The sequence below is a fragment of the Aquamicrobium sp. YD-1-mutant5 genome (genome assembly GCF_059509755.1).
The window spans coordinates 65496-89243 of record NZ_JCAKKP010000004.1 but is presented as its reverse complement, the minus strand read 5'-3'; the positions used below and the strand labels follow the sequence as shown (position 1 = coordinate 89243).

Here is a 23748-nt window from a genome sequence, read left to right as displayed (position 1 = left end):
AGACCCTTCATGGCCCTTCAGGAAAATGCACTGGCCGTCATGGCCGATGAACTCGAATTCCTGCTGTTCGACCTGCTTGACGTGCAGAAGCTGACGGAACGGCCGCGCTTTGCCGACCATTCGCGCGAAACCTTCGCCGCCGTGCTGCGCACCGCGCAGGATGTGGCCGGCCAGCACTTCGCCCCTCATGCCCGCAAGAGCGACGAGAACGAGCCGCGTTTCGAGAACGGCAAGGCGGTGGTGATCCCGGACGTGAAGGAGGCGCTGCGCCATTTCGCCGAAGCCGGCTTTTCCGCCGCAACCGCCGATTACGAGGACGGTGGCATGCAGTTGCCGTTCACGGTGCATATGGGCGCCGGGGCGCTGTTTGCCGCCTCCAACATCGCCACCAAGAGCTACACCTCGCTGACGGCGGCAGCCGCCAACATCATCGCTTCCTTTGGCACGCCGGAGCAGAAGCGGCTGTTCGAGCGGCCAATGCGCGAGGGCCGCTATTTCGGCACCATGGTGCTGACCGAGCCGCAGGCCGGCTCCTCGCTGGCCGATGTGCGCACCACGGCGTCGCCGGCCGGCGACGGCACCTACCGGATCAGCGGCAACAAGATCTTCATCTCCGGCGGCGACCACGAAATGGGCGAGAACATCATCCATCTGGTGCTGGCGCGCCTGCCCGATGCGCCCGCCGGCGTGCGCGGCATCTCGCTGTTCATCGTGCCGAAGACGCTGGTCAATCAGGACGGCACGCCGGGCGAACGCAACGACGTGGCGCTTGCCGGGCTGATCCACAAGATGGGCTGGCGCGGCACCACTTCGGCGATGCTGAACTTTGGCGAGAAAGGCGGTGCGACCGGCTACCTGATCGGTGAGCCCAATCGCGGCCTCGTCTACATGTTCCACATGATGAACGAGGCCCGCATCAATGTCGGCAGCGGCGCGGCCGCGCTCGGTTATGCCGCCTACCGCCATGCGCTGGATTATGCGCGCGAACGCCGGCAGGGTCGGCCAGTCGAGGCGAAGGACGCCACCCGGCCGCAGGTGCCGATCATCGCGCATGCCGACATACGTCGCATGCTGCTGGCCCAGAAGGCCTATGCCGAGGGTGCTGTAGCGCTGTGCATGTTTGCAGCGACGCTGATCGACGACAAGCACACGGCAGCCTCGGAAGCTGCACGAAAGGACGCCGACGACCTGCTCGAAATCCTGACCCCGATCGTCAAGAGCTGGCCAAGCCAATGGTCGCAGGAAACCATCTCGCTGGCGATACAGGTGCATGGCGGCTACGGCTACACCCGCGAATATCCGGTCGAGCAGCTTTACCGGGAAAACCGCCTCAACGCCATTCATGAGGGCACGCACGGCATTCAGGGCATGGATCTGCTCGGGCGCAAGGTGGTGATGAATGACGGCCGGTCCTTCGAGCTTCTGTGCGCGCGCATTTCCGCAAGCGCCAACCGCGCCATTGGCACCCCGGCACTGGTGGAGGAAGGCCGGGCGCTGGTGGAGGCACTGGCGCGCGTGCGCGCCGTAACCGCGCAGCTCACCCGGCAGATGGCCGATGGCAGGCGTGCCGAAGTGCTCGCCAATGCCTCGGTCTATCTGGAGGCGCTGGGCCATATCGTGGTCGCATGGATCTGGCTCGATCAGGCGCTCTGTGCCCGGAAGCTTCTGGATGCGGGCGATCCCCGGCAGGCCGCTCTCAACGGCAAGCTGCATGCCTGCCGGTACTTCATGCGATGGGAATTGCCGCGCATCGGCCCGCAGCTCGACAGGCTCGAAGCGGGTGACGACACATGGTCGGCCATGCCCGACGACTGGTTCCACTGACCCCGAAAACACTTCTCACGGGAGACCCCGATGGCTCTGGACAACGAAACACTCGACCAGCTGCTCGAAACGATCAGGCGCTTCGTGCGCGAGCGGCTGGTGCCGCTCGAACATCAGGTGGCCGAGAATGATGCCATTCCGGCCGAAATCGTCAACGCGATGCGCGAAATGGGCCTGTTCGGCCTGTCGATCCCGGAGGCGCATGGCGGCCTCGGGCTGACCATGGAAGAGGAGGTGCGCGTCGCCTTCGAACTCGGTCGCACTTCGCCCGCGTTCCGCTCGCTGATCGGCACCAACAACGGCATCGGCTCGCAGGGCATCGTCATCGACGGCACCGAGGAGCAGAAGCGCAAATATCTGCCGCGGCTGGCAAGCGGGGAACTGGTCGGCTCCTTCGCGCTCACGGAACCGGAGGCCGGCTCCGACGCGGGCTCTCTGCGCACCTCGGCGCGTCGTGACGGCGACTTCTATGTGCTGAACGGCACCAAGCGCTTCATCACCAATGCGCCGGTGGCCGGGCTGTTCACGGTCTTTGCCCGCACCGATCCCGCCAGCACGGATGCGCGTGGCGTCAGCGCCTTTCTCGTCGAGGCCGGAACGCCCGGCCTGTCCTTCGGCCCGCCCGACCGCAAGATGGGCCAGAAGGGCGCACATACCTGCGACGTCATCTTCGAGGATTGCCGCATTCCGGCCGACGCCATTCTGGGCGGCAGGGAAGGACAGGGCTTCAAAACCGCCATGAAAGTGCTCGACCGCGGGCGCCTGCACATCTCGGCGGTCTGCGTGGGGGCCTCCAAACGTCTTATCAACGACAGCCTGCGCTATGCGGCCGAGCGGCGCCAGTTCGGCAAGCCGATCGCTGAATTCCAGCTCGTGCAGGCGATGCTTGCCGACAGCCGGGCCGAATCCTACGCCGCCGAGTGCATGGTGATGGAAACGGCGCGCCGCAAGGATGCCGGGCAGGACGTCTCCACTGATGCGGCCTGCTGCAAGATGTTCGCCTCGGAAATGGTGGGTCGCGTGGCCGACCGCGCCGTGCAGGTGCATGGCGGCGCCGGCTATATTGCGGACTACGGCATCGAGCGCTTCTATCGCGATGTGCGCCTGTTCCGCATCTATGAGGGCACGACGCAGATCCAGCAGATCGTCATCGCCCGCAACATGGTTCGTGAACTGACGCAATAATTCAGCAGGCAGGCGCAAAGGAAAAGGGCAGGAGTTCACCTCCTGCCCTTCCTTTTGGTTCTGCAACCCGGATTATTTGCCGGCTATCATGTCGGCAGCGGTTCTGCCCAGAACCTTGCGGCGGCCGGCAACGGAGATGGCATTGGCTGAGCTGGCATTGCCCTGCAGAGCGCGTGCATAGACACCCTGCAGAATGGCGATCAGGCGAAACAGCGAAAAGACGAGGTAGAAGGTCCAGTCGTTGATCCCACTTCGCCCTGTCGCCGCTCCATATGTGGCTAGCAATTCTTCCTCACGCGGAATGCCAAGTTCCTTCAGGTCGAGCCCCAGCAGACCCTTTGCATTTTCTCCATCGGCCGGCAGGTGATAGGGCAGGCAGCAATAGGCGAGATCGCCCAGCGGATCGCCAAGCGTCGAAAGCTCCCAGTCGAGCACGGCGCGCACAACCGGCTCCTGCCGGTCGAACACCAGATTGCCCAGCCGGAAGTCGCCGTGGGCCAGCGTGGTTCTTGCCTCCGCCGGCAGGTTCTTTTCCAGCCAGGCGATGATGTCCTCGACCAGTGGATCGGCATCACCGCCGGCGGAATCGCGATATTGCTTCGACCACCTGTCGAGCTGGCGCACGATGTAATTGCCCGGCCGGCCGAAATCGGCCAGCCCCGCCGCCGCCCAGTCGACATTGTGAAGAGCGGCCATGGTGGAAATCATCGCCTGATAGCAGGCGGTGCGCTCATGTGGTGAACTGTCGGGCATATGCGGCATGTCGAAGACACGACCCTCGACATAGTCCATCAGGTAGAAGGGCGTGCCGATGACCCCTTCATCCTCACACAGCAGGAAACTGCGCGGCACCGGCACAGCCGAGCCTTGCAGGGCGCTGATGACGCGGTATTCACGCTCCACCTGATGCGCCGATTTCAACAGCGTGCCGGACGGCTTCTTGCGCAACACTATGCGCCAGCTCTCGCCTTCCAGCAGAAAGGTCGGGTTGGACTGGCCACCCTGAAATTGCCGAACACGGAACGGGCCGGAGGCTTCAGGGAGGTTTGCGGCAAGATAGTCCTGCAGCGCTGCCTCGTTGAAGCGATGAGAGGGCAGTGGATCGACAAGCAATGACATGGTCAGGACGCCATTTCGCCGCCATCAGCCACCAGAACCTGCCCCGTGACATAGGATGACAGGTCGGAGGCGAGGAACAGAGCGACGCCGGCTATTTCTTCCGGACGGCCGATGCGCCGCAGCGGCGTGCGGCTCTCGACCCGCGCCAGCCGCTCCGGATCCTCGATCAGCGCCCTGGCGAAATCGGTGGCGATCAGCCCCGGCGCGATGGCGTTGACGCGGACATTCGACGGCCCCCATTCCAGTGCCAGATTGCGCGCCAGTGCCGCCTCCGCCGCCTTGGACATGCCGTAGCAGCCGATAGTGGTGGTACCGCGCAGGCCGGCAATGCTCGACAGCAGGATGACAGATCCGCCGCCGCGCTGCGCCATCTGCGGGATGACCATGTTGCACAGCCAGAACGTGCCCTTCACATTGGCATCCATGATCTTGTCGAAGGCCTCGTCGGTCAGCTCCGCCATGGTGCCGTAGACGGGATTGACCGCTGCATTGCACACGAGAATGTCGATCGGTCCGAAATGCGCCTCGGTGGCGTCTGCCAGACCCTGCAGATCCTCCTTGCGTCCGATATGACACGCATGGGCAAACGCCTTATGGCCATCAGCACGCAGCGCAGCCGCCACCTCCTCGCATGCATCGGCCTTGCGGCTGGAGATCACAACGGAAGCTCCAGCCTTCGCATACGCCTCTGCGATCGCCTTGCCGATGCCACGGCTCGACCCCGTGATGACGGCAACTTTCCCATTCAGATCAATCATGATGTTCCTGCATCGTTGGGGTGTGTTTTATCCATCGGCGCTCGGCGCGCCGCTTCAACCCGGATAAAAAATCAGCGTCTTACTTAGCCGGCGTTTTATTCTCAGATTTTCCGGAAGACGATTTCCGTCCTGCCGGCGGAGCAGCGCCCGCCTTATCCGGCATTTGCTGCCCAGCGCCTTCATTCGCCATGGAACCGGCAAAGCCGTCGATCAGCCTGTGGCGATCGCGCTCGAAGGCGCCCTGCAATTCCCTGACCTGCTCGCTCAGCGCATCCAGGCGGGCAGCCGTCTCGACCATGGCGTCGGTGGTTTCCGCATATCGGGGCCAGGCACCGACGCGCCTGCTGCCGTCATCGATGAAACCGCGTTCCAGAATCTCGCAGACCACTCCGGTGATTTCGTCCTTCGGGAACGGCGCGAACTTTATCCAGTGATGGACGTAGTTGCACATGCCGAACAGCGACAGCACCATGAGGCGCGTCGGCATCGGCTTGAACAGGCCGGACGCCTGACCTTCGCGCACCACCGCCTCGAATTTCTTTTCAAAGGCCCGCTTGCGGCGCAGCGTTGCCTCGTAGCTGGCGGCAGGCAGCGCATTCTGCTGGAAGTGGATCAGCGACCACATATCGGCCTGCTCGATCATCAGCCCGATATAGCTGGAAACCATGCGACGCAGCCGCTCGTCCGGCGAGAAAGGCTCATCCGCGATCGGCAGCACCTCGGCCTCGGCCTTCGTGAGCATCCGGTCGTAGATCTCGACCAGTATGTCCTCCTTGCTGCGGACATAGTGATAGAGCGCAGCCTTCTGGATGCCGAGCCGCTCGCCGATATCGTCGAGCGAAGCCCCATGATAGCCCTTGGACGAAAAAAGCTCGGCAGAGACAGTGAGGATCTGCTCCCATCGTTCCTCAGCCCTGAGGCGACGCCTTGGCTTTGGAGCCGGCTGCTCTGCCTTCCCGGCGTTTGTGGCCATGTTCCTGGTTCCCGACCTTCCGGCAGCCCCTCAGCGGGGCTGCTTCTTCCTGTGAACCGGCACAGTATCCACAGTGAAAGACTATGAACAGAACCGGCCGGTTTTTATGGGCACTTTCCCCATCGAAGGAAAGGCTCAGCGGGCAGCGTAACGCGCCGGACGGCGCTCCGCCCAGGCCTTGGCACCTTCCGTCGAATCCTCGGTCAGATGGATGAGCTTGTTCAGCTCGCGATAGATGCGCAGACCATCGTTGAGCGGCAGTTCGCGGCCGCGCAGAACGATCTCCTTGGTCATACGCACCGCCAGCGGCCCGTTGCGGCAGATCTCGTCGGCCAGATCGTCGACCGTCTTCTGAAGATCAGCGACCGGAACCACGCGATTGACGATGCCAAGCCGATAGGCCTCCTGCGCATCGAAGCGGCGGCCGGTCATCAGCAGCTCCATCACTGCTCCAAGCGGCGCCGAGCGCGGCATCATCAGCGCGCCGAAGCCATGCAGCACGCTCCACTTCACCTCCGGCGCGGCAAACGTCGCATTGTCGGCGGCGATGCGGATGTCGCAGCTCATCGCCAGCTCCATGCCGCCGGCGAGACAGAAGCCGTGAACGGCCGCGATCACCGGCTTGGACACCTGCAGCCCCATGTCGAAGCGGTCTGCCTTGAACGGCTTCCATTCAAACGGACCCGTCGTCAGCGAGCCATGCAGGAGCTCAAGATCCGCACCGGCGGAGAACGCGCGATCGCCCGCACCACGCACCACGATCACCCAGATGTCGTCGTCCGCATCATATTCCTGCAGGCCGGCCGAAATCTCCTGATACATCTTGCGGGGCATGGCGTTCAGCTTGTCTGGCCGGTTGAGGGTCACATAGCCGACGCGATCGCGGCGCTCCATCGTGATGTAGGTCTTGTCCGACATGGTCTTTTTGTCTCCGTTGGTCTGATGCCTGAGAACGCCCGCCCGCTCTCCGGGTCGCGAAGCGTCTCAAATTCTGGAAAATCGCGGAGCTATCTGAAAAGCCTCTGCACACGGAGCGCACGGCCTCCCCCACTCCTCCCGGTTAATTCCTCACCTTATTAACTTACCAAATGGTAGAATAAACAAACGTCTCAATCAACCAGCTTTTTGGAAAAACTCAAAATTAAAGGATTTTTCCCGTTTTCAGAGTTCTCCCGAGAGTTCGGCAAGCACACAAATTACCTTTTGGTAGATAATTCATGGATTTCCTGTAAGGCCGAGGCCATGCCGAAGAGCCCCGCGCAACAGCCCGGATGGAACAGGACCACAGGTGCCGGTTCGCCCTTGCGCGACGGCTTTTCTCCGGCCAGCAGCCCACCCAGCTCATGATCGATCGGGAAAACGCCGGGCACCCTGCCGGCCTCGATCATCTGCCGGGCCTGAAGGGCGTCATCGGCGATCACCAGCAGCTCGCGCGCCCCTCGCCATGGCCGCAGCATGTCGACCGAGGAAAGCAGGGCATCGGGCTTCAGCCATCCGGTCTCCAGGAAAGGCTCGACACCGAAGGATTCCGAGATCGAGGAAACGACGATGTCGCCGCCGCGCACCGCTTTCTGCGGATCATCGCAGATGACCGTCACAATGCCCCGCGCCGCGGCATAGTCAGCCAGCGCCTGCGACGAACTGCGCGAGCGCGAATGCGAAAAGATCCGCTTCAGCGGAAACATCTCTGTCAGCGCATCGAGATGAAGCCTTGCCTGCAATCCCGCACCGATGAAGGAAACAGCCTCTACGGTCTCCGGCGCGAATTTCTGCGCGGCTATAAGGGTCATCACCACCGGCAGCACGCTGCTCATCATGTTGCCGTGGATGGTCAGCAGAGGCATCGCATCGCTGGACCGGAACAGCAGCTGTGCCGAGCGATATGTGGAGCGTGCGCCTTTGACCGGCTCGCGGTCCAGACCGACCAGATTGTGAAAGAAGGCGCGGTCCTGTTGCTGCCACAGGCCATGCGTGCCGATGGCATATGCTCCGGAACCGGCCAACTGCATCCGCTTCGGTTCGACCAGCATTTCACCCAGCGCATGGGCGGCCAGCGCGCGGGACACCGGCCCCGCCAGATCGATGGCCCGCACGCCAAGTGCGGCAATCGCCGCATCGTCCATCACAAGCATGTTCAAACCTCCCTCTGCGGTCCCCTGCAGTGGCCGCGCGGCCCTCGGGCCTATTTCATGTAGCGGTCGTAGACGCGGTAAAGACGGATGGCCCCGCCCAGCAGCGCCGGCCGCCTCTGCCATGCCGGCATGGATGGCAGCGGAAGCCGGAACACGGTGTCGGCATCGGCCGCGCCCAGAATGCGACGTGCAATCTTGTGGCCGAGATAGCTCGACATGGTGATACCGGTGCCGCAGCAGCCGATCATCCAGTGCACCCTGTCGCTGTTGCCCGTATGGGGAATGAGATCGGCCGTGATGGCAAAGCGCCCGGACCAGAAGAAGTCCATGGCGAGGCCCCGCGTTTGCGGAAACCGTCTTTCAAAGGCTGCCATGATACGTCGCGCCTTTTCGGCGGTGCTGCCTTCCTGAAATCCGGCGCGGGCGCTGTAGACCAGTCTGGTTTTGCAGGGCGACAGCGCCATGTAGTTCAGCACCTTGCGCGTATCGCCGAAGATCTCCGCCCCGCGGATCACCTTTTCCAGACGATCGGGCGGCAGCTTCTCAGTGACCACGCAGAAGGCCGGCACCGCCGCGACCGATCTTGCCAGTTGCGCCGACAGGGGCGTGTCGGGCCCGGTCTCGGCATTCGTCGCCAGAACGACATGGGCAGCCGTCACCGTGCCCAGAGTTTCAAGCTCTACCTCGACACCTCCGGCAACCGGCTTCAGGCCGATCATTCTGGTGTTCTGCAACAGCCTGGCCCCATGGGCCCGCGCCACCCGGGCAAGCCCGTACTGATAGGCGGCCGGATTGACGGTGGCCGAATCCGGAACCAGCATGCCGCCACGATAGACATCGCTGCCGATGAAGCCGCGCAGTTCCTGTGCCGAAAGCAGGCGCGCCTCGGGAATGCGCGCCTTCATGGCCGGAAATTCCGATTGCAGGCGCCGCATCGACCTGTCGCTGTGAGCGGCCATGACGCGTGTACAGCGGCGAAGATCGCAGCCGATCGCATGGTCGGCGATGGTGCGCTCGGTATGGGCGCGCGCCAGAACGGCTTCGCGATAGACGGCTTGCGCCGTCTCCTGTCCATAGCTGCCGGCGAGCTCGTGCAGCCGCGCCTTCGGAACATTGGCAAGCGAGCCTGCTGCCCGTGAGGAGGCTCCGTCACCGATGCGGCGCGCCTCGACGACGAGCACATGCATGCCCTGCCGCGACAGTTCGAGCGCAGCGCTCAGGCCGCCATAACCGGCTCCCACCACCACGGCATCGAAGGCCTGACCGGGAGAGACCGCATCGCTTTCGAGAGGATCGAAACCGGCGGACCAGAACAGGCGCTCGCGTTCAGCCATTGTCATAGCGCGCCGCCTTTTCTCCGGGATGGAGCACGCGTTGCAGGAAGTCGCGAGTACGCTCGTTCTGCGGCCGCCGGAGCAATTCGGATGGCGGGCCTTCCTCCAGAATTTCGCCGCGATCGAGGAACAGGACACGGTTCGCCACCTCGGCCGCAAACCCCATCTCATGGGTCACCACCAGCATGGTCATGCCCTCACGGGCCAGATCTTCCATGACCACCAGAACGTCACCGACCGTTTCGGGGTCGAGTGCGCTGGTCGGCTCGTCGAACAGCATGGCCCTCGGCTTCATGGCCAGCGCGCGTGCGATGGCGATGCGCTGCTGCTGCCCGCCGGAAAGCTGGGAAGGGTAGCTGTCGGCCTTGTCTGCCAGCCCTACCTTGTGCAGCAGGGCCATGGCCTCCTCTTTTGCCGCCGCCTTCGGGCGCTTGCGCACCTGCACGGGGCCTTCAATGATGTTTCCCAGCGCGGTCATGTGCGGAAACAGGTTGAACCGTTGGAACACCATGCCGACCTCGGCCCGCACGGAGCCGATCGTCTTCGATGTCGTGTCCACTGTCATGCCGTCGATGGAGATGGTGCCGGAATCGTGGCGTTCGAGCCCGTTCACGCAGCGCAGCATGGTCGATTTTCCCGACCCCGACGGCCCGATGAGGCAGACCACCTCGCCGCGCGCCACGGTGAAGGACATGGACTTCAGGACCTTCAGCGCCCCGAAGCATTTTGAAACCTCTTTGACTTCGATCATCCGGTTTCGCCCCTCACTTCGCTGCAAATCGACGTTCCAGCCATGCGTTCAGCGCTGTCAGCGGCAAGCTCATGACCAGATAGATGAAGGCGACCAGCGTGAAGACCGTCATGTTCTTGAAGGTCGATGAAGCGATGAGCTGGCCGGCGCGGGTGATCTCCGAAACCGTGATGGTGGAGGCAAGCGACGAGTCCTTCAGCATCATGATGGTGATGTTTCCATAGGGCGGCAGCACGATACGCACCGCCTGCGGCAGGATGATGCGGCGCATGAGCTGCGCCTTGCCCATGCCGATGCTCATCGCCGCCTCATACTGGCCCTTGTCCACCGCAAGGATGGCGGCCCGGAAATTCTCGGCGTGATAGGCGCTGTAGGCGACACCGAGGCCGATCACGCTGGCCGTGAAGGCGCTGAGATCGACGCCGATCTCCGGCAGCACGAAATAGATGTACATCAGCTGCACAATGATCGGGATGCCGCGCAGACCGGTGATGATGGTCACCGCCGGCACATAGAGGACGGGCAGGCTCGACATGCGCATCAGCGCCAGCGCCAGTCCCAGCACCGATGACAGGGCAAGCGACAGGAAAGCCACCTGAATGGTGACATAGGCGCCCTGCATGAGGATCGGCATGAACTGCCATGCATCTTCAAAAAACTGCGTCATCCCCTGCCCCTTTCGCCAAGCGAATCCCAAAGCTGTTCCTGCCGGACCTCATCCTTCAGTCTGAATTTCTGCGGCTTGCCGGTGGGTGTCTTGGGCACGGCATCGATGACGGTGAGGTAGCGGGGCACCATGAACTTCGGCAGCAGCGCCGCGATGCGCGCATGCAGCTCTTCCATGGCCAGATGCTGCCCCGGGCGGAAGACCACGCACGCAAGCACCTCCTGCTCGGTGAGTTCGGAAGGCACGGCAACAACGGCCGATTCCAGAACTTCGGGAATGGCGTTGATGGCGTTCTCGACCTCTACCGAGGAGATATTCTCCCCGCGGCGGCGGATGGAATCCTTCAGCCGGTCGACGAAATAGTAGTAACCGTCGGCGTCGCGCCGAAAGAGATCTCCGCTGTGGAGCCACAGATTGCGCCACGCCGCCTGCGTTTCGGCCGGCCGGTTCCAGTACCCGACCATCACGATCCACGGCAGCTTCGGCCGCACCACGAGTTCGCCGACCTCGCCGACCGGCACCTCCTCATCCAGTTCATCCACCAGCCGCACGTCATAGCGGTCCGTCCGCACCATGCCGCATGTCGAGGCGTTGGGCGGAGATAAGCCCGTGCCGATGACGCCATTGACCTCGGTGGAGGCATAGGAGGTGCATACCTGCACCCCGAACTTGTCGCAGAACTGCACATATTCAGGGATGAGCGGCGACATCAGCACCTTCTTCAGCGATGTCCGCTTTTCGCCGGGCGTGGTGCGGAACAGCATGCTGCCCATGGCGCCGAGCATGAAGGTTGTGGTCACGCCAAACCGTTCCACGTCCGACCAGAAATCGGTGATGCTGAACTTCGGCTTCAGAACCGCCGTCGCCTCGCGAATGAGGCAGTTGTAGATGACCGCCCACTGGCCGGCGATGTGGAACAGCGGCAGGGGCGCGTAGTAGACGTCGCCCGGGCCGAGCTGGAGCGAATTGCCGCCCGCCGCATACTGATAGGCGTGCGCATGCGTCACCATCACCCCTTTCGAGGCGCCGGTGGTGCCCGACGTGTACATGATCGAGGCGACGCTGTTGTAGGCCGGGGCGGCTTCGTCCTTCAGCGGCGATCTGCCCGCCTCCTGAAGCAAGGATGCGTAGTCGATCAGCTGAGCGTTGCCGGGTAGCCCAGAAGCTTCCTTGCCAACCACGATCAGCGTGTCCAGCTTCGAACCGGCCGCGCCGAGCGCTTCGGTCACGGCGTGGCGAAAACTTTCATGGACGATGATGCGGGTGGCCCCGGAATCGCGCACCAGATGCTCCAGCATGGCGCCGAAATAGGCGGTGTTCACCGGCACCTGAATGGCCCGCAGCTTAGCCAGCGCTAACCAGCAATCGATGAATTCGATGCAGTTCGGCAGCATCACCAGAACCGTATCGCCCGCCGAGACGCCAAGGCCGGACAGGCCGCGCGCCAGCACCGACGAGCGCCTGTCCATGTCGGCGACCGAGAACCGGCTTTCTTCCGTGACGATCCAGACGCGCTGCGGGTCTTTCGACAGCTGGTCGCGCAGGACATGAACTACATTGCATTCCGAGCCGTAATAATCGGCCATTCTGAAAACCCCGAAGAGAAAAATCTGATGCAGGCCGCGTCACGCGCGGCAGGCGACGAGCGGAAGATCAGCCGTTGACCTGAGCCCCGGCGCGGCGGCGGCGAGCGGCCCGATGCTGTTGACCATGCGCGCCGAACTGCTGGTCATAGAGCCGGCGCCGGTCAGCACATCGCCGCTGATCTCGACCCGCATGCTGGAATTGCCGCTGAGTTCCGTCACCATTCCCGGCTCTTCCTCCGGGCCGGACGGATCAAGATAGCCGTCGACCCCGAGCGTGAGCCGGCGCTCCTCTTCGCAGATCAGCGTGACGCAGTGGCTGAAGCCGCCGACGGTTCCGGCCGCCACCCGCACATGGCGGCCCTGCCGGTCGCGCGTGGAGATGATGGGGCGTTTGTCCTCATGCTGGTCGGTCACCGCCCAGCGAAGCTCGCGGGCAACGAACCAGGCAGACTGCCACAGCGCCTTGAACAGGGTGATCTGGCCAGCCTGGTTCGCCTGATCGAACGCCTGCTGAGTGAGCCCGAAGCCATAGCGCTTCATCACGTCCGGCCCCCAGACGCTGTAGTCGGCCCGGCGCCTGAAATCGATCGAGCGCACCTGCGCGCAGCAGCCCGTCAGCATCAGCGGAACGACATCGCTGAAAAAGCCGGGAATGGCGCCAACGCCCAGAACCCGGATGCCGGCGGCACCGGCAAGGGCTTCGATTTCGGCATGAAGCTGCGGCTGCAGCTTTTCGGTGTCGACAATGCCGTTGATGGTGATCAGATTGGCGCCCGCGGAAGCTGCCGCCCGGACCACGTCGACCATGTTGCCGGCATCGAACGTGGTTGCCTGAAGAATGACGTCAGGCTTCGTCCGAGAAAGACACGCCACCAGATCGGTAGCCAGTACCGGCGGTGCGGCTTGCGCGAAATCAAATTCGCCGAGATCGATGGCGTCGATCACGTCCTGCGTATCGACAATGCCCACGACCTGATGGCGCTTGCCGAGGAGCTGGCGCACATTCTCGCGCCCCACCGCCCCGAATCCAAGCTGCAGAACTCTCATGATCAACCTCTTGCGCTGTCACATTCCATAAGGGGTAAGCACGGGGCCGGAACTGCCTGCACCTGCCGCGGTGCGCCCGGATCAGTTGACGGGCCTTGTGAGAAAAGCCCTCATTGCCAACTCCGGCCACGTGCGGGTGCCGCGAGACGCGCGCGTCCGGCGGCTGGCGGTGCTAGCGCAGGCCCCACTTGGTCTGCAGCTCCTCAAGCTTGCCGCTTTCCTTGATCTTCGCGATCCCGGCATTCAGCTTTTCGAGGAGTTCCGAATTGCCCTTCTTCACGGCCAGCGCGACCTGCCCTACATAGAAAGGCTCATAGGTCGGGACGAGCTTGATGGTCGCCGCATCGTTCTTGCTCAGGCGGTGTCGCATGATCGGTTCATCCGCAAAGCCGGCTGCGATGCGCCCCAGCTCCACGTCGCGCATGATGTCGGCAATGGCGGTATAGGTCTTGATTTCGGTGAAGCCGCCGAGCTTTTCCAGATAGTCGTAGAATGCCGTTCCGCCCTGGACGCCGATGGTCTTGCCGGCGAAATCGGCCGCCTTCGTGTAAGGCGTATCATCATCCTTTTTCACGATGACGGCATCGGTGTAGGGAAAGATGGGGTCGGAGAAATCGACGATCTCGGCGCGCACAGGGGTGATGGTCACGGCGGCCGACATGATATCGATCTTGCCCCCCTGAAGGGAAGGTATCAGCGCCTCGAACGGCACCGGCTGAATGTCGACCTTGATGCCCTGATCTTCAGCGATCGCATTCATCATGTCGACCATCATGCCGTCGATCTTGTTGGTGCTGACATCGAGGAAGGTAAAGGGATTTCCGGTTGTGGTGGAACCGACCTTGTAAACAGGCTCTGCAGCCGATGCACAGACATGCAAAAGCGAAGCCAGGATCGCACCAATGAAGGCTTTTTTGGCAAACACGTCCATTCTCCCATGTTGTTTTTGTGACTGTTCAGGACGTGCGACGGCTGTCCGGCTCGCCGGAAGATCCCGCACGCTTCCCCTTGCCGCTTTTGACGGCTTTTTATCATGACCGGCGAAGCGCATCGCGCTTCAGGCGATCAGCTTCCTGCTGATGCCGGGTGCAGGCAACATCGCCCGCAACGATGTCGGGGCCTCCCTCCCGACCAGCCATCTCTCTGCCCGATGCAGCAAGTTAACTTACCAAATGGTTGGTGAAAAGCGGTTTCCTGTCAACCAGATTCTTCACATATTTGGCGAAATAATGCGATATTGGCCTAAAATTATGATTCCTCGGCGAAATCCTTCTTGTTGTTAAATTACCATATGGTAGCTTAAAGCAAGCAGCGATTGCTGCGACACCGGGATCAAACCGCCTATGCGCAGCAAGCAGATTTTCCATGAGAATTTCATATCCCGCCCCTATTGGTGGGACGCAGCACCACCTGTGAAGCGCAATGCCCCGCCGCCGGAAACGACGGATGTCGCCGTGGTGGGCGGAGGCTATGCAGGCCTTTCGGCCGCCCTGCGCCTGGCAGGCGGCGGCACGCGGGTCGCGGTTCTGGAAGCCGGAGATTTCGGCACCGGTGCCTCCAGCCGCAATGCGGGACTGGTAAGCGGCGGCAACTATCTGGGCAAAGGGCTGAAAGGCCTTTCCGAGGCAGAGGCGGCGGCCCTGATGAGCGAGGCTTCCAGAGCGCTGGATCTGGTGGAGGAGATCATCGCCGCAGAGCGCATCGAATGCCACTATGAGCGCACCGGCCGCGTCGTCGCGGCAGCGGTGCCGGCCCACTATACGGCGCTTGCCGGCACGCTCGACCGGCTGAACCGCTTCGCCGGTTCGCAGGCCTCCATGCTGCCGCCGGAAAAACAGCGCACGGAAATCGCAACCGACGCCTATAGCGGCGGCATGATCGTCAACCGCACGGGAAAGCTGCACCCGGCCCTTTATCTGCATGGCTTGCTGCGCGCGGCGGAAGCGGCGGGCGCCAGCCTGCATTCGGATGTCACGGTTCAGACCATCGAAGGCGGCCGCGGCCATTTCGACCTCTCCACGAGCCGCGGCAAGATCAGGGCACACGAGGTGATCATCGCCACAAATGGCTATACGGGCACGCTGACGCCGTGGCTGCGCCGGCGCGTCATTCCCGTGGCAAGCTACATGATCGCCACCGAGACCCTTCCACCCGATCTCGCGGCTTCGCTGCTGCCCAATGGACGGACCCTGACGGACTCGCGTCGGGTGCTGCGGTTCGCACGCATGTCGCCGGATGGCAGCCGGATGCTGTTCGGAGGCCGCGCCAGATTTACGCCGCAGGCACCGCAAGAAGCAGCGCCCGTCCTGCACCGCTTCATGAGCGAGGTCTTTCCCCAGCTCAAAGACTTCCGCGTCTCCCATGCCTGGTGCGGAAACGTCGCCTTCACCTTCGACTTCCTCCCCCATGCGGGGGAGCAGGACGGGCTCCACTATTGCCTTGGCTGCAATGGCAGCGGCGTGGCGATGATGACCATGCTCGGGCGCAACGTCGCCGGGCGCATCCTCGGCGCCGCCAGCGCAGGTGCCTTCGAGCGTCCCGCTTTCCCGACCCGACCGCTCTACCGAGGCGATCCGCGCCTGTTCCTGCCGCTGGTCGGGGGTGCCTACAAGCTCGGGGACTGGCTGGACCGGAAGCGGGCCCGCTGAAATCAGAAAGCCGCGCCCGAACGGGCGCAGTCTGGGCGGATGGAGGACACTGGCTGCCTGCGAGTGTCCCTGCACCATCCTGCTATTGCGCCTCCCGCGCAGCTCTCGAATAGACGAAGGCGGCGGCAGGATTGAAACGGATCACCGCCGGCCCCGGCCGGGCTGCTTCGAAGCCCTGCCCGGCAGGAAGCTTGCAGATCATGCTGTGGGGGCCGACCCGCAAGGTGACACGCTGGTGATCACCCATGAACACCGCATCGCTGATGTCCACTCTGAGGCGGTTTTCATCGGCATGGGCAGCCGCGCCGTTGTTGTCTGCGGCAATCCTCAGCGCCTCCGGGCGTACCGTCAGCACGGCTTCATCGCCGGGGGCGATGCTGCAGCGCGCATTGCCGCGCACGGTCTGGCCGTCATCCAGCTGCGCCTGAGCCACGCCCTCGCTGACCTGCGAAATGCGCACGTCGAGAGAATTGGTTTCGCCGATGAAGGTGGCGACAAAATGCGAGGCGGGGTCATTGTAAAGCGCTTCGGGATCCGCCACCTGCAACAGCCGGCCGGAATTGAACACCGCGACACGATCCGACATCGACAGCGCCTCACCCTGATCATGGGTGACATAGACCATGGTGACGCCCAGCTCGCGCTGCAGGCGCTTGATCTCGAACTGCATGTGATGGCGCAGGTTCTTGTCCAGCGCCGCCAGCGGCTCGTCCATCAGCACCAGTCCCGGATCGAACACCAGCGCCCGCGCCAGAGCCACGCGCTGCTGCTGGCCGCCGGAAAGCTGAGCCGGGTAACGTTCCGCATATTGCTCAAGCCGCACCAGTTGCAGCGCATTGCGCACACGCCCGGCAATGTCGGCCGAAGCGCATTTTCGCGCCTTCAGCGGAAAGGCCACATTCTGCGCCACGGTGAGATGCGGAAACAGGGCATAGTTCTGGAAGACGACCCCAAAATTACGGCGGTTGGCCGGCACGCTTTCGACCGACCTGCCCTGATACAGGATCGAGCCGCCACTTGGCTTGTCGAAGCCCGCCAGCAGCATAAGCGCCGTGGTCTTGCCGGATCCCGAAGGTCCGAGCAGCGTCAGGAACTCGCCATTGCCGATTTCGAGGTCGATCCCGCTCAGTGCGGTAAAGGCACCATATCGCTTGGCCACATCGCGGAATTCGACAAGTGGCGTGGCCGCAGCAACCATCAGTCCTCCAGACAAACATTGAAAAGCACAACCACCCGCAACGACGGGCGCGGATCCTGTTTCCGGCTCCGGATTTTGCGCAGCGCGGATACTTGCATCTCGCATAAAGCTGCTATACGGTCAAGCCATTATCAAAATATGGGACATAATCCCAAAATACAGGACAATGAAAAATGGGTGCAGGTCTTTCGCTCAAAAACTCCGCTGCTCTTTATGAGCAGGCAAAATCCTTCCTGCCCGGCGGTTCGACGCGCGCCACCCTGTTCCGCAAGCCTCACCCGTTTTATGTCAGCCATGGCGAAGGCGCTTACATCTGGGATGCCGACGGCAACCGCTATCTGGATCTGGCCAACAACTTCATGTCGCTGATCCACGGCCATGCGAATCCCCGCATCATCGAAGCGGTTTCGGCGCAGCTGGCGCGCGGCACATGCTTCTCGATGTCGACCGAGTCCGAAATAGCGATGAGCGCGGCCCTGCAGGCCCGCGCGCCCAGCTTCGAGCGCATCTGCTTTGCCAACACCGGCACCGAGGCGGTGCTGTTCGCGCTGAAGGCGGCGCGCGCCTATACCGGCCGCACGCTCGTGGCCAAGGTGGAGGGCTGCTATCACGGCCTGTCCGATTTCGCCGAGGTCAGCGTCGCGCCGGAACCCGACGCCTGGGGCGAAACGGCACCCGCCTCGGTGCCCTACAGCATCGGCGCCCCGCAGGCGGTTCTGGACAATGTGGTGGTGCTGCCCTTCAACGATCTGGAAAAGGCCCTGTCGGTCCTCAGCGACGTCGGTGACCGGCTTGCCTGCATTCTCGTCGATCCGGTGCCGAGCCGTGCCGGCCTGGCGCCGGCTCAGGCCGACTATCTGCAGGGGCTGCGCGATTTCTGCACCCGCTCCGGCGCCTTGCTGATCTTCGATCAGGTGATGTCCTTCCGCCTCGCCTATGGCGGTGTCGAGGAATATTTCGGCGTCACGCCCGACCTTTCGTGCCTCGGCAAGATCATCGGCGGCGGCTTCCCTATCGGCGCGCTTGCCGGACGCGTCGATGTGATGGACGTCTTCAATCCCGAAAGCGGCCGCCCGAAGGTGTTCTTTGGCGGCACGTTTGCCGCCAATCCGATCAGCATGACGGCGGGTCTGGTCGCACTCGATCTCTACGGACGGCAGGAAGTCGCCCACACCAATGCGCTTGGCGACAGGCTGCGCGACGAGATGAACGAGTGGATGCGCGCCAGCGGCATCGAGGCCTGCGTGACCGGCGCCGGTTCGCTGTTCAAGTTCCATCTGGGGCGCAGCGAAGTCCGCGACTACCGGTCGGCCTGGGTGGACGTGGCGCAACGCAAGGTCACCGCTGTTTTCGTCGATGCACTGGCCGCGCGCGGCTTCCACATTATTCCTTCAGGGCTCGGCTGCCTGTCCACGGCCGTCACGCCGGAAGACGTCGATGCGATGATCGAAGCCAGCAAGGAAGCGCTCAGGGCGATGCACTGAAGCCGGATTGTCTACGCCGCACACAAGGAGGCCTGTTGGAAAAGCGATCCGCCACTTTCCATGCCCCGCCAGAGGCCAGCGATCCGGCAGGGTCGCGGCCGAAGCCCGGAGGCATGGATTTTTGCCACCGTCTGCGGGTCCGCTTTTCGGAAGTGGATGCCCAGAAGGTCGTCTTCTTCGGCAACTATTTCACTTATTTCGATGTCGCGCTGACCGAATTCAGTCGGGCGCATGGCATCCGGTCCCTGCTCCCGCAGGATCATGAGTTTCACGTCGTGCATGCCAGCACGGATTATGTCCGGCCGATCCGGTATGATGAGGAGATCGACGTCGCCATCCAGCCGGAGCGCGTCGGAACGTCTTCCATCACCTTCCGGACGGTCATTTCCGGCAGCAGCCGGCAGGACGTGAGAGCCCGGGGTCTGATCGTCTGGGTTCTGACCGATCAGTCTTCCGGGCGCGGGGCGCCCTTGCCTCAGCCCATAAGGCAGGCGCTGCCCGCTTCCCATCCCGCCCCTGAGCAGAGCAGCGAGGGAGCAGGGCGGGCAGTCCGCACTTGAAAGATAACTTTCCAAATAGTATTAAAATCAACCGGACGGTAGAAAAATGGCAAAAGCCCACGTTCGCCCACTCAGGGAGGAAGTCATGAAGTTCTCATTCACAAGCTGGCTCACAGCCGCCATTGCCGGCGTCACAGCTGTTTCGGCCATACCGGCCGCGGCCCAGCAGCAGCTCACCATCGCCTCATGGGGCGGCACATATCAGGAAAACCAGAAGGAGGTTCTCTTCACCCCCTTCACTGCCGAAACGGGCATCGCCATCCGTGAAGACAACTACCTCGGAGGCTGGGCTCCTTTTCAGGCCATGGCTGACACCGGCACCTACAAGTGGGATGTGGTGCAGACGGAAGGTCCCGAATTGCTGCGCGGCTGCGAGGAAGGTGTTTTTCTGAAGCTCGACTGGTCGAAGATCCCGAATTCGGACAGGCTGATCCCTGAAGCGAAAGGCGAATGCGGCCTCGGCGTCGTCACCATCGGCTCCATCATCATCTACAACACCGGCGCGTTCCCCACGCCGCCGCAGAAGATGACGGACTTCTTCGATCTGGAAAAATTCCCCGGCAAGCGTGGCATCCGCAAGGGACCGAAGATCAATCTCGAATATGCGCTGATGGCGGCAGGCATCGACCTCAACGACATCTACAAGACACTGAGCACGCCCGAAGGGCTGGATCTCGCATTCAGCAAGCTGGACGAGATCAAGAGCGAGCTTGTTACCTGGGAAGCGGGCGCACAGCCAATCGACATGGTTTCCGGCGGCTCCGTCGTCATGTCCATCGCCTATAACGGACGCTTCGCCGTCGCCAGGGAGGATGGCCGCCCGATCGATGCGATCTGGGACAAGGGCACCTATTCGATGGACTACTGGGCAGTCCCGGCCGGAACGAAGGACGCGGAAGCGGCCTACAGCTTCCTCAACTTCTATGCCGATGACGAGCGGCAGGCGGAGTTCGTGAAGAGGACCAATTACGGGCCGACCGCACGCGGTGCGGAAGATCTGCTCACACCGGAAAAGCGTGAGATGGTTCCGACGGTCGGCAGGCTGAAGACGCATCTCTTCTCCTCCAACACGGAAGCCCTGAATTTCTGGCTCGACAACTATCCGTCGCTGCTCGAACGCTGGAACGCCTGGATTTCCTCCAACTGAAATCAACTGGGACGATCGCGATGAACGGCCACCGCTCGCCATTTTCCGCCAACCCGCTGGCGGCGACCGGCTTCCTCATTCCCGCGATCGTCGCCGCGCTGCTGCTGGCGGCCCTGCCGCTCGCTCTGGTGCTGTCAAAAGCCTTCTACGACACACAGGTGCGTGATGCATTTCCGCAAACGCTTGAGGCGCTGGCCGGCTGGGAGGCTTCGGCACCGCTTCCGGACAGTGCGCCCGACGCCCTCGCTCACGACCTGAAGAGGGCCTATGCGGACCAGACGCTTGCCGGCGCCGCCACCAAGCTCAACGAACGCAGCAGTGGCCTGCGCTCGGTGATCATGGGCACCGCCCGGCGTCTGGCGCGCGAGGATGGCGCGGACATCGCGGCAACCCTTCAGCAAAGCTCGCCGCTCTGGGCGGAGCCACAAATCTGGGCGACCATACAGGCGGCCGGAAAGCCGTTCAGCCTCGTCAATCTCGGCCGCGTCTTTGCCCCTTCAGTCTCAGCTGCCGACGGCGCGGCGCGGACCATCGGCGTTTACGGCGACATGCTGGTGCGCACGCTCGCCATCAGTCTCGGCGTCACCCTGCTGACCATTCTGATCGGCTATCCGCTGGCCTACACGCTGACCTTCGCCCCGCCCGGCCTCAAACGTCCGCTGTTCCTGCTCAGCTTCATTCCGCTGTGGATGTCGCTGCTCGGGCGCGCGGCGGCATGGGTCATTCTGCTGCAGAAAAACGGCGTGGTGGACACGGTGGCGCAGACGCTCGGCCTCGCCAGCGAGCCGCTCGGCCTGCTTTATTCGCGCGCCGGTGTCTACATCGCCATGACCCATGTGCTGCTGCCGTGCTTCGTCTATCCGTGCTACTCGGCCATGGCCAACATCCCGCGCAACCACGTCACCGCCGCCCTGTCGCTCGGGGCTTCCGGCTGGCGCAGCTTCCGCATCGTGTTCCTGCCGCAAACCCTGGGCGGGGTCGCTGCCGGAGCCACTCTGGTCTTCGTCCTGTCGATGGGCTTCTACCTCACGCCCGCGCTGGTCGGCGGGCCGGCGGACCAGATGCTGAGCTACATGGTCTCCGAAATCACCCTCAAGATCGGCGATGCGGGCATGGCAAGCACGCTCGCCGCGCTGCTCATCCTGACCATGCTAGTCGGCGCCCTTGCGATCCATCTGGCCGTGCATCTGCTGCGCCGCCTGCTGCTTCTGGGAGCCTGAGCACCATGAAGAGCCATACAGTCCTGAAACAGAGCACTCGCAACATTCCCAAAATTAGACTTCATGGAGGGCGCCCATGAAACAGGTCAATGCCATCATGGGGCTGCTTACCGCCGGCGCCCTGCTTTTCCTGCTGATGCCGATCGTCACCATCCTGCCGATCGCGCTGTCGTCCGGCGATTACATCAGCTACCCGCTGCCCGGCCTGTCGCTGCGCTGGCTGAAGCAGGTGGCCCTTCATCCGGGCTGGCGGGAAGCACTCGCCAACAGCATCTTCATCGCGCTGGGTTCGGCCATGCTCGCGACCCTTTTCGGCACGCTCGCCGCCGTCGGCCTTGTGCAGGCAGCGCCGCGACAGGCGCAAGCCCTGCGCGGCCTGCTGATGCTGCCGGTTGCCATTCCCTCGGTCGTTCTGGGACTGGGCCTCTATTTCCTCCTCGCCCGCGCCGGGCTGCTCTCGACCTATACGGGCCTTATCCTCGCCCATGCCACCATCTCCTTCCCGTTGGTGATGGTGGTCGTCGGGGCAAGTCTGGCCACCACCGATCTGGTCGTCATCCGCGCCGCCCAGAGCCTTGGTGCGGGATGGCGGATGATCTTCCTGAACGTGCTGGTGCCGATGCTCTATCCGGCCATCCTTGCCGGCTTCATCCTGGCGTTCCTGAATTCGTTCGACGAAGTGATCGTCACGATGTTCATTGCCGGGCCGGAACAGAACACCGTGCCGCGGGTGCTGTTCGCTAATCTGCGTGACCGGCTCGATCCCTCGGTGGTCGCCGTCACCGTGCTTATGCTGCTGCTGTCGGCGTTGCTTGGCCTGTTGCTCCAGTTGCTTGCCCGCTGGACGCAACGGCGCCCCGCCGATCAATAGAATCACGAGGAGGAAACATGTTCGACTATACCGAGAGAACCGCCGGGCTTCGCCAGCGCCTGCTGGCTTTCATGGATGAACATATCTACCCGAACGAGGCGGCACTGCTCGCCCACGAGCATGGTCCGGAGCGCTGGCAGACAGCACCCCTCATCGAAACGCTGAAGGAAAAGGCAAAGCAGCAGGGCCTGTGGAACCTGTTCCTGCCCGAAAGCGAGCTCGGCGCGGGGCTCTCCAATCTCGACTACGCGCATCTGTGCGAGATCATGGGCCGCTCGCCCTTCGCACCGGAAGTCTTCAACTGCGCCGCCCCCGACACCGGCAACATGGAAGTGCTGGCCCGCTACGGAACGGAGGAGCAGAAGCAGCGCTGGCTGCTGCCCCTGCTGGCAGGCGAGATCCGTTCCTGTTTTTCCATGACCGAGCCGGCGGTGGCCTCGTCCGATGCCACCAACATCGAGTGCTCGATCCGCCGCGACGGCGACGACTATGTCATCAACGGCCGCAAGTGGTGGTCATCCGGAGCCATGGATCCGCGCTGCCGCATCGCCATCGTCATGGGCAAGACCGATCCTTCCGAGAAGCGCTACCGGCAGCAATCGATGATCCTCGTGCCGCTCGACACGCCCGGCGTGAAGATCGAACGGGCGCTGACCGTGTTCGGCTACGATCACGCGCCCCATGGCCATGCGGAAATCAGCTACGACAATGTGCGCGTGCCGGCATCGAACATCCTGCTTGGCGAAGGACGCGGTTTCGAGATCGCACAGGGCCGTCTCGGGCCCGGCCGCATCCATCATTGCATGCGCACCATCGGCATTGCCGAGCGCGCGCTGGAGACGATGGTGGAGCGCGCCCGCTCGCGCACCGCCTTCGGCCGCACGCTGCTCGAAATGGGGTCCGTGCGCGAGCAGATTGCACAGTCCCGCATCGAGATCGAGCAGACCCGCCTGCTCACGCTCAAGGCCGCCGACATGATGGACAGGGCCGGCAACAAGGTCGCGCGTCTGGAAATCGCCATGATCAAGGCGGTGGCGCCGGCCATGGCCTGCCGCGTCATCGACAGGGCCATTCAGGTGCATGGCGCGGCCGGCGTTTCGCAGGACACCTTCCTGGCTTCGGCTTATGCACGCGTGCGCTCATTGCGGCTTGCCGACGGGCCAGACGAGGTTCACCTCGAAACCATCGCCAAGCTCGAAATCGGCAAGAACGCCGAACGCGCAGCCTGAGGCAACATCGCTCCC

Annotated in this window: 21 protein-coding genes; 9 read left to right on the top strand and 12 right to left on the bottom strand. The window is 63.0% G+C overall.

Annotated elements, in window-relative coordinates:
- Positions 1 to 9: 9 nt before the first annotated feature.
- Together AC5XE7_RS08160 and AC5XE7_RS08155 are read left to right on the top strand one after the other, a co-directional pair.
- Positions 10 to 1824 (top strand): acyl-CoA dehydrogenase family protein, encoded by a 1815-nt coding sequence (locus AC5XE7_RS08160; protein ID WP_495365609.1) that lies wholly within the window; start codon positions 10 to 12, stop codon positions 1822 to 1824.
- 30 nt (positions 1825 to 1854) lie between these two features.
- Positions 1855 to 3009 carry an acyl-CoA dehydrogenase family protein gene (locus AC5XE7_RS08155; RefSeq protein ID WP_495365608.1) on the top strand — a complete coding sequence of 385 codons (1155 nt, stop codon included), beginning with the start codon at positions 1855 to 1857 and terminating at the stop codon, positions 3007 to 3009.
- A gap of 72 nt (positions 3010 to 3081) precedes the next feature.
- Here AC5XE7_RS08155 and AC5XE7_RS08150 read toward each other — a convergent pair whose 3' ends face one another.
- From AC5XE7_RS08150 to AC5XE7_RS08100, 11 genes are all read right to left on the bottom strand, one after another.
- The gene (locus tag AC5XE7_RS08150; protein ID WP_495365607.1) at positions 3082 to 4128 is read right to left on the bottom strand and encodes a phosphotransferase; all 1047 of its coding nucleotides are present in this window, start codon (positions 4126 to 4128) and stop codon (positions 3082 to 3084) included.
- Between the two features lie 2 nt (positions 4129 to 4130).
- Positions 4131 to 4886: an SDR family NAD(P)-dependent oxidoreductase gene (locus AC5XE7_RS08145; protein ID WP_495365605.1), complete on the bottom strand. Its 756-nt coding sequence runs from the start codon at positions 4884 to 4886 to the stop codon at positions 4131 to 4133.
- A 79-nt stretch (positions 4887 to 4965) separates the two neighbouring features.
- Complete coding sequence (locus tag AC5XE7_RS08140; RefSeq protein ID WP_495365604.1) at positions 4966 to 5859, bottom strand: TetR/AcrR family transcriptional regulator; 894 nt, start codon at positions 5857 to 5859, stop codon at positions 4966 to 4968.
- Between the two features lie 135 nt (positions 5860 to 5994).
- On the bottom strand, positions 5995 to 6777 hold the full coding sequence (locus AC5XE7_RS08135; RefSeq protein ID WP_287945421.1) for an enoyl-CoA hydratase/isomerase family protein: 783 nt from the start codon (positions 6775 to 6777) through the stop codon (positions 5995 to 5997).
- Positions 6778 to 7055: 278 nt separating this feature from the next.
- Complete coding sequence (locus AC5XE7_RS08130; protein ID WP_495365603.1) at positions 7056 to 7991, bottom strand: hypothetical protein; 936 nt, start codon at positions 7989 to 7991, stop codon at positions 7056 to 7058.
- 50 nt (positions 7992 to 8041) lie between these two features.
- Positions 8042 to 9331, bottom strand: coding sequence for an NAD(P)/FAD-dependent oxidoreductase (locus AC5XE7_RS08125; protein ID WP_495365602.1), 1290 nt, complete (start codon positions 9329 to 9331; stop codon positions 8042 to 8044).
- Positions 9318 to 10076, bottom strand: a complete 759-nt coding sequence (locus AC5XE7_RS08120) for an amino acid ABC transporter ATP-binding protein (RefSeq protein ID WP_495365601.1) — start codon at positions 10074 to 10076, stop codon at positions 9318 to 9320. Before AC5XE7_RS08120 ends, AC5XE7_RS08125 begins: the two co-directional genes overlap by 14 nt.
- Positions 10077 to 10089: 13 nt before the next feature.
- Positions 10090 to 10743 carry an amino acid ABC transporter permease gene (locus AC5XE7_RS08115; protein WP_495365600.1) on the bottom strand — a complete coding sequence of 218 codons (654 nt, stop codon included), beginning with the start codon at positions 10741 to 10743 and terminating at the stop codon, positions 10090 to 10092.
- Positions 10740 to 12329, bottom strand: coding sequence for an AMP-binding protein (locus tag AC5XE7_RS08110; protein ID WP_495365598.1), 1590 nt, complete (start codon positions 12327 to 12329; stop codon positions 10740 to 10742). The genes AC5XE7_RS08115 and AC5XE7_RS08110 overlap by 4 nt, the downstream gene beginning before the upstream one ends.
- A 39-nt stretch (positions 12330 to 12368) precedes the next feature.
- On the bottom strand, positions 12369 to 13376 hold the full coding sequence (locus AC5XE7_RS08105) for a hypothetical protein (RefSeq protein WP_495365597.1): 1008 nt from the start codon (positions 13374 to 13376) through the stop codon (positions 12369 to 12371).
- Between the two features lie 172 nt (positions 13377 to 13548).
- Complete coding sequence (locus AC5XE7_RS08100; RefSeq protein ID WP_239800131.1) at positions 13549 to 14301, bottom strand: ABC transporter substrate-binding protein; 753 nt, start codon at positions 14299 to 14301, stop codon at positions 13549 to 13551.
- 418 nt (positions 14302 to 14719) lie between these two features.
- Here AC5XE7_RS08100 and AC5XE7_RS08095 point away from each other — a divergent pair, with 418 nt between their 5' ends.
- Positions 14720 to 16024 carry an NAD(P)/FAD-dependent oxidoreductase gene (locus tag AC5XE7_RS08095; RefSeq protein WP_495365596.1) on the top strand — a complete coding sequence of 435 codons (1305 nt, stop codon included), beginning with the start codon at positions 14720 to 14722 and terminating at the stop codon, positions 16022 to 16024.
- Positions 16025 to 16106: 82 nt separating this feature from the next.
- Here AC5XE7_RS08095 and AC5XE7_RS08090 read toward each other — a convergent pair whose 3' ends face one another.
- Positions 16107 to 17222: an ABC transporter ATP-binding protein gene (locus AC5XE7_RS08090; RefSeq protein WP_495365595.1), complete on the bottom strand. Its 1116-nt coding sequence runs from the start codon at positions 17220 to 17222 to the stop codon at positions 16107 to 16109.
- Positions 17223 to 17395: 173 nt separating this feature from the next.
- Here AC5XE7_RS08090 and AC5XE7_RS08085 point away from each other — a divergent pair, with 173 nt between their 5' ends.
- From AC5XE7_RS08085 to AC5XE7_RS08060, 6 genes are all read left to right on the top strand, one after another.
- Positions 17396 to 18706 (top strand): aspartate aminotransferase family protein, encoded by a 1311-nt coding sequence (locus AC5XE7_RS08085; protein WP_495365594.1) that lies wholly within the window; start codon positions 17396 to 17398, stop codon positions 18704 to 18706.
- Between the two features lie 35 nt (positions 18707 to 18741).
- Entirely contained in the window at positions 18742 to 19266 is a 525-nt protein-coding gene (locus tag AC5XE7_RS08080; protein ID WP_495365593.1) for an acyl-CoA thioesterase, read from the top strand.
- Between the two features lie 85 nt (positions 19267 to 19351).
- The gene (locus AC5XE7_RS08075) at positions 19352 to 20413 is read left to right on the top strand and encodes an ABC transporter substrate-binding protein (protein WP_495365592.1); all 1062 of its coding nucleotides are present in this window, start codon (positions 19352 to 19354) and stop codon (positions 20411 to 20413) included.
- A gap of 20 nt (positions 20414 to 20433) precedes the next feature.
- Complete coding sequence (locus tag AC5XE7_RS08070) at positions 20434 to 21633, top strand: ABC transporter permease (protein WP_495365591.1); 1200 nt, start codon at positions 20434 to 20436, stop codon at positions 21631 to 21633.
- Between the two features lie 76 nt (positions 21634 to 21709).
- A complete protein-coding gene (locus AC5XE7_RS08065; protein ID WP_495365590.1) occupies positions 21710 to 22504 on the top strand; it encodes an ABC transporter permease in 795 nt (264 codons plus the stop codon).
- Between the two features lie 17 nt (positions 22505 to 22521).
- Complete coding sequence (locus AC5XE7_RS08060) at positions 22522 to 23733, top strand: acyl-CoA dehydrogenase family protein (protein WP_495365589.1); 1212 nt, start codon at positions 22522 to 22524, stop codon at positions 23731 to 23733.
- The last annotated feature ends 15 nt before the right edge of the window (positions 23734 to 23748 follow it).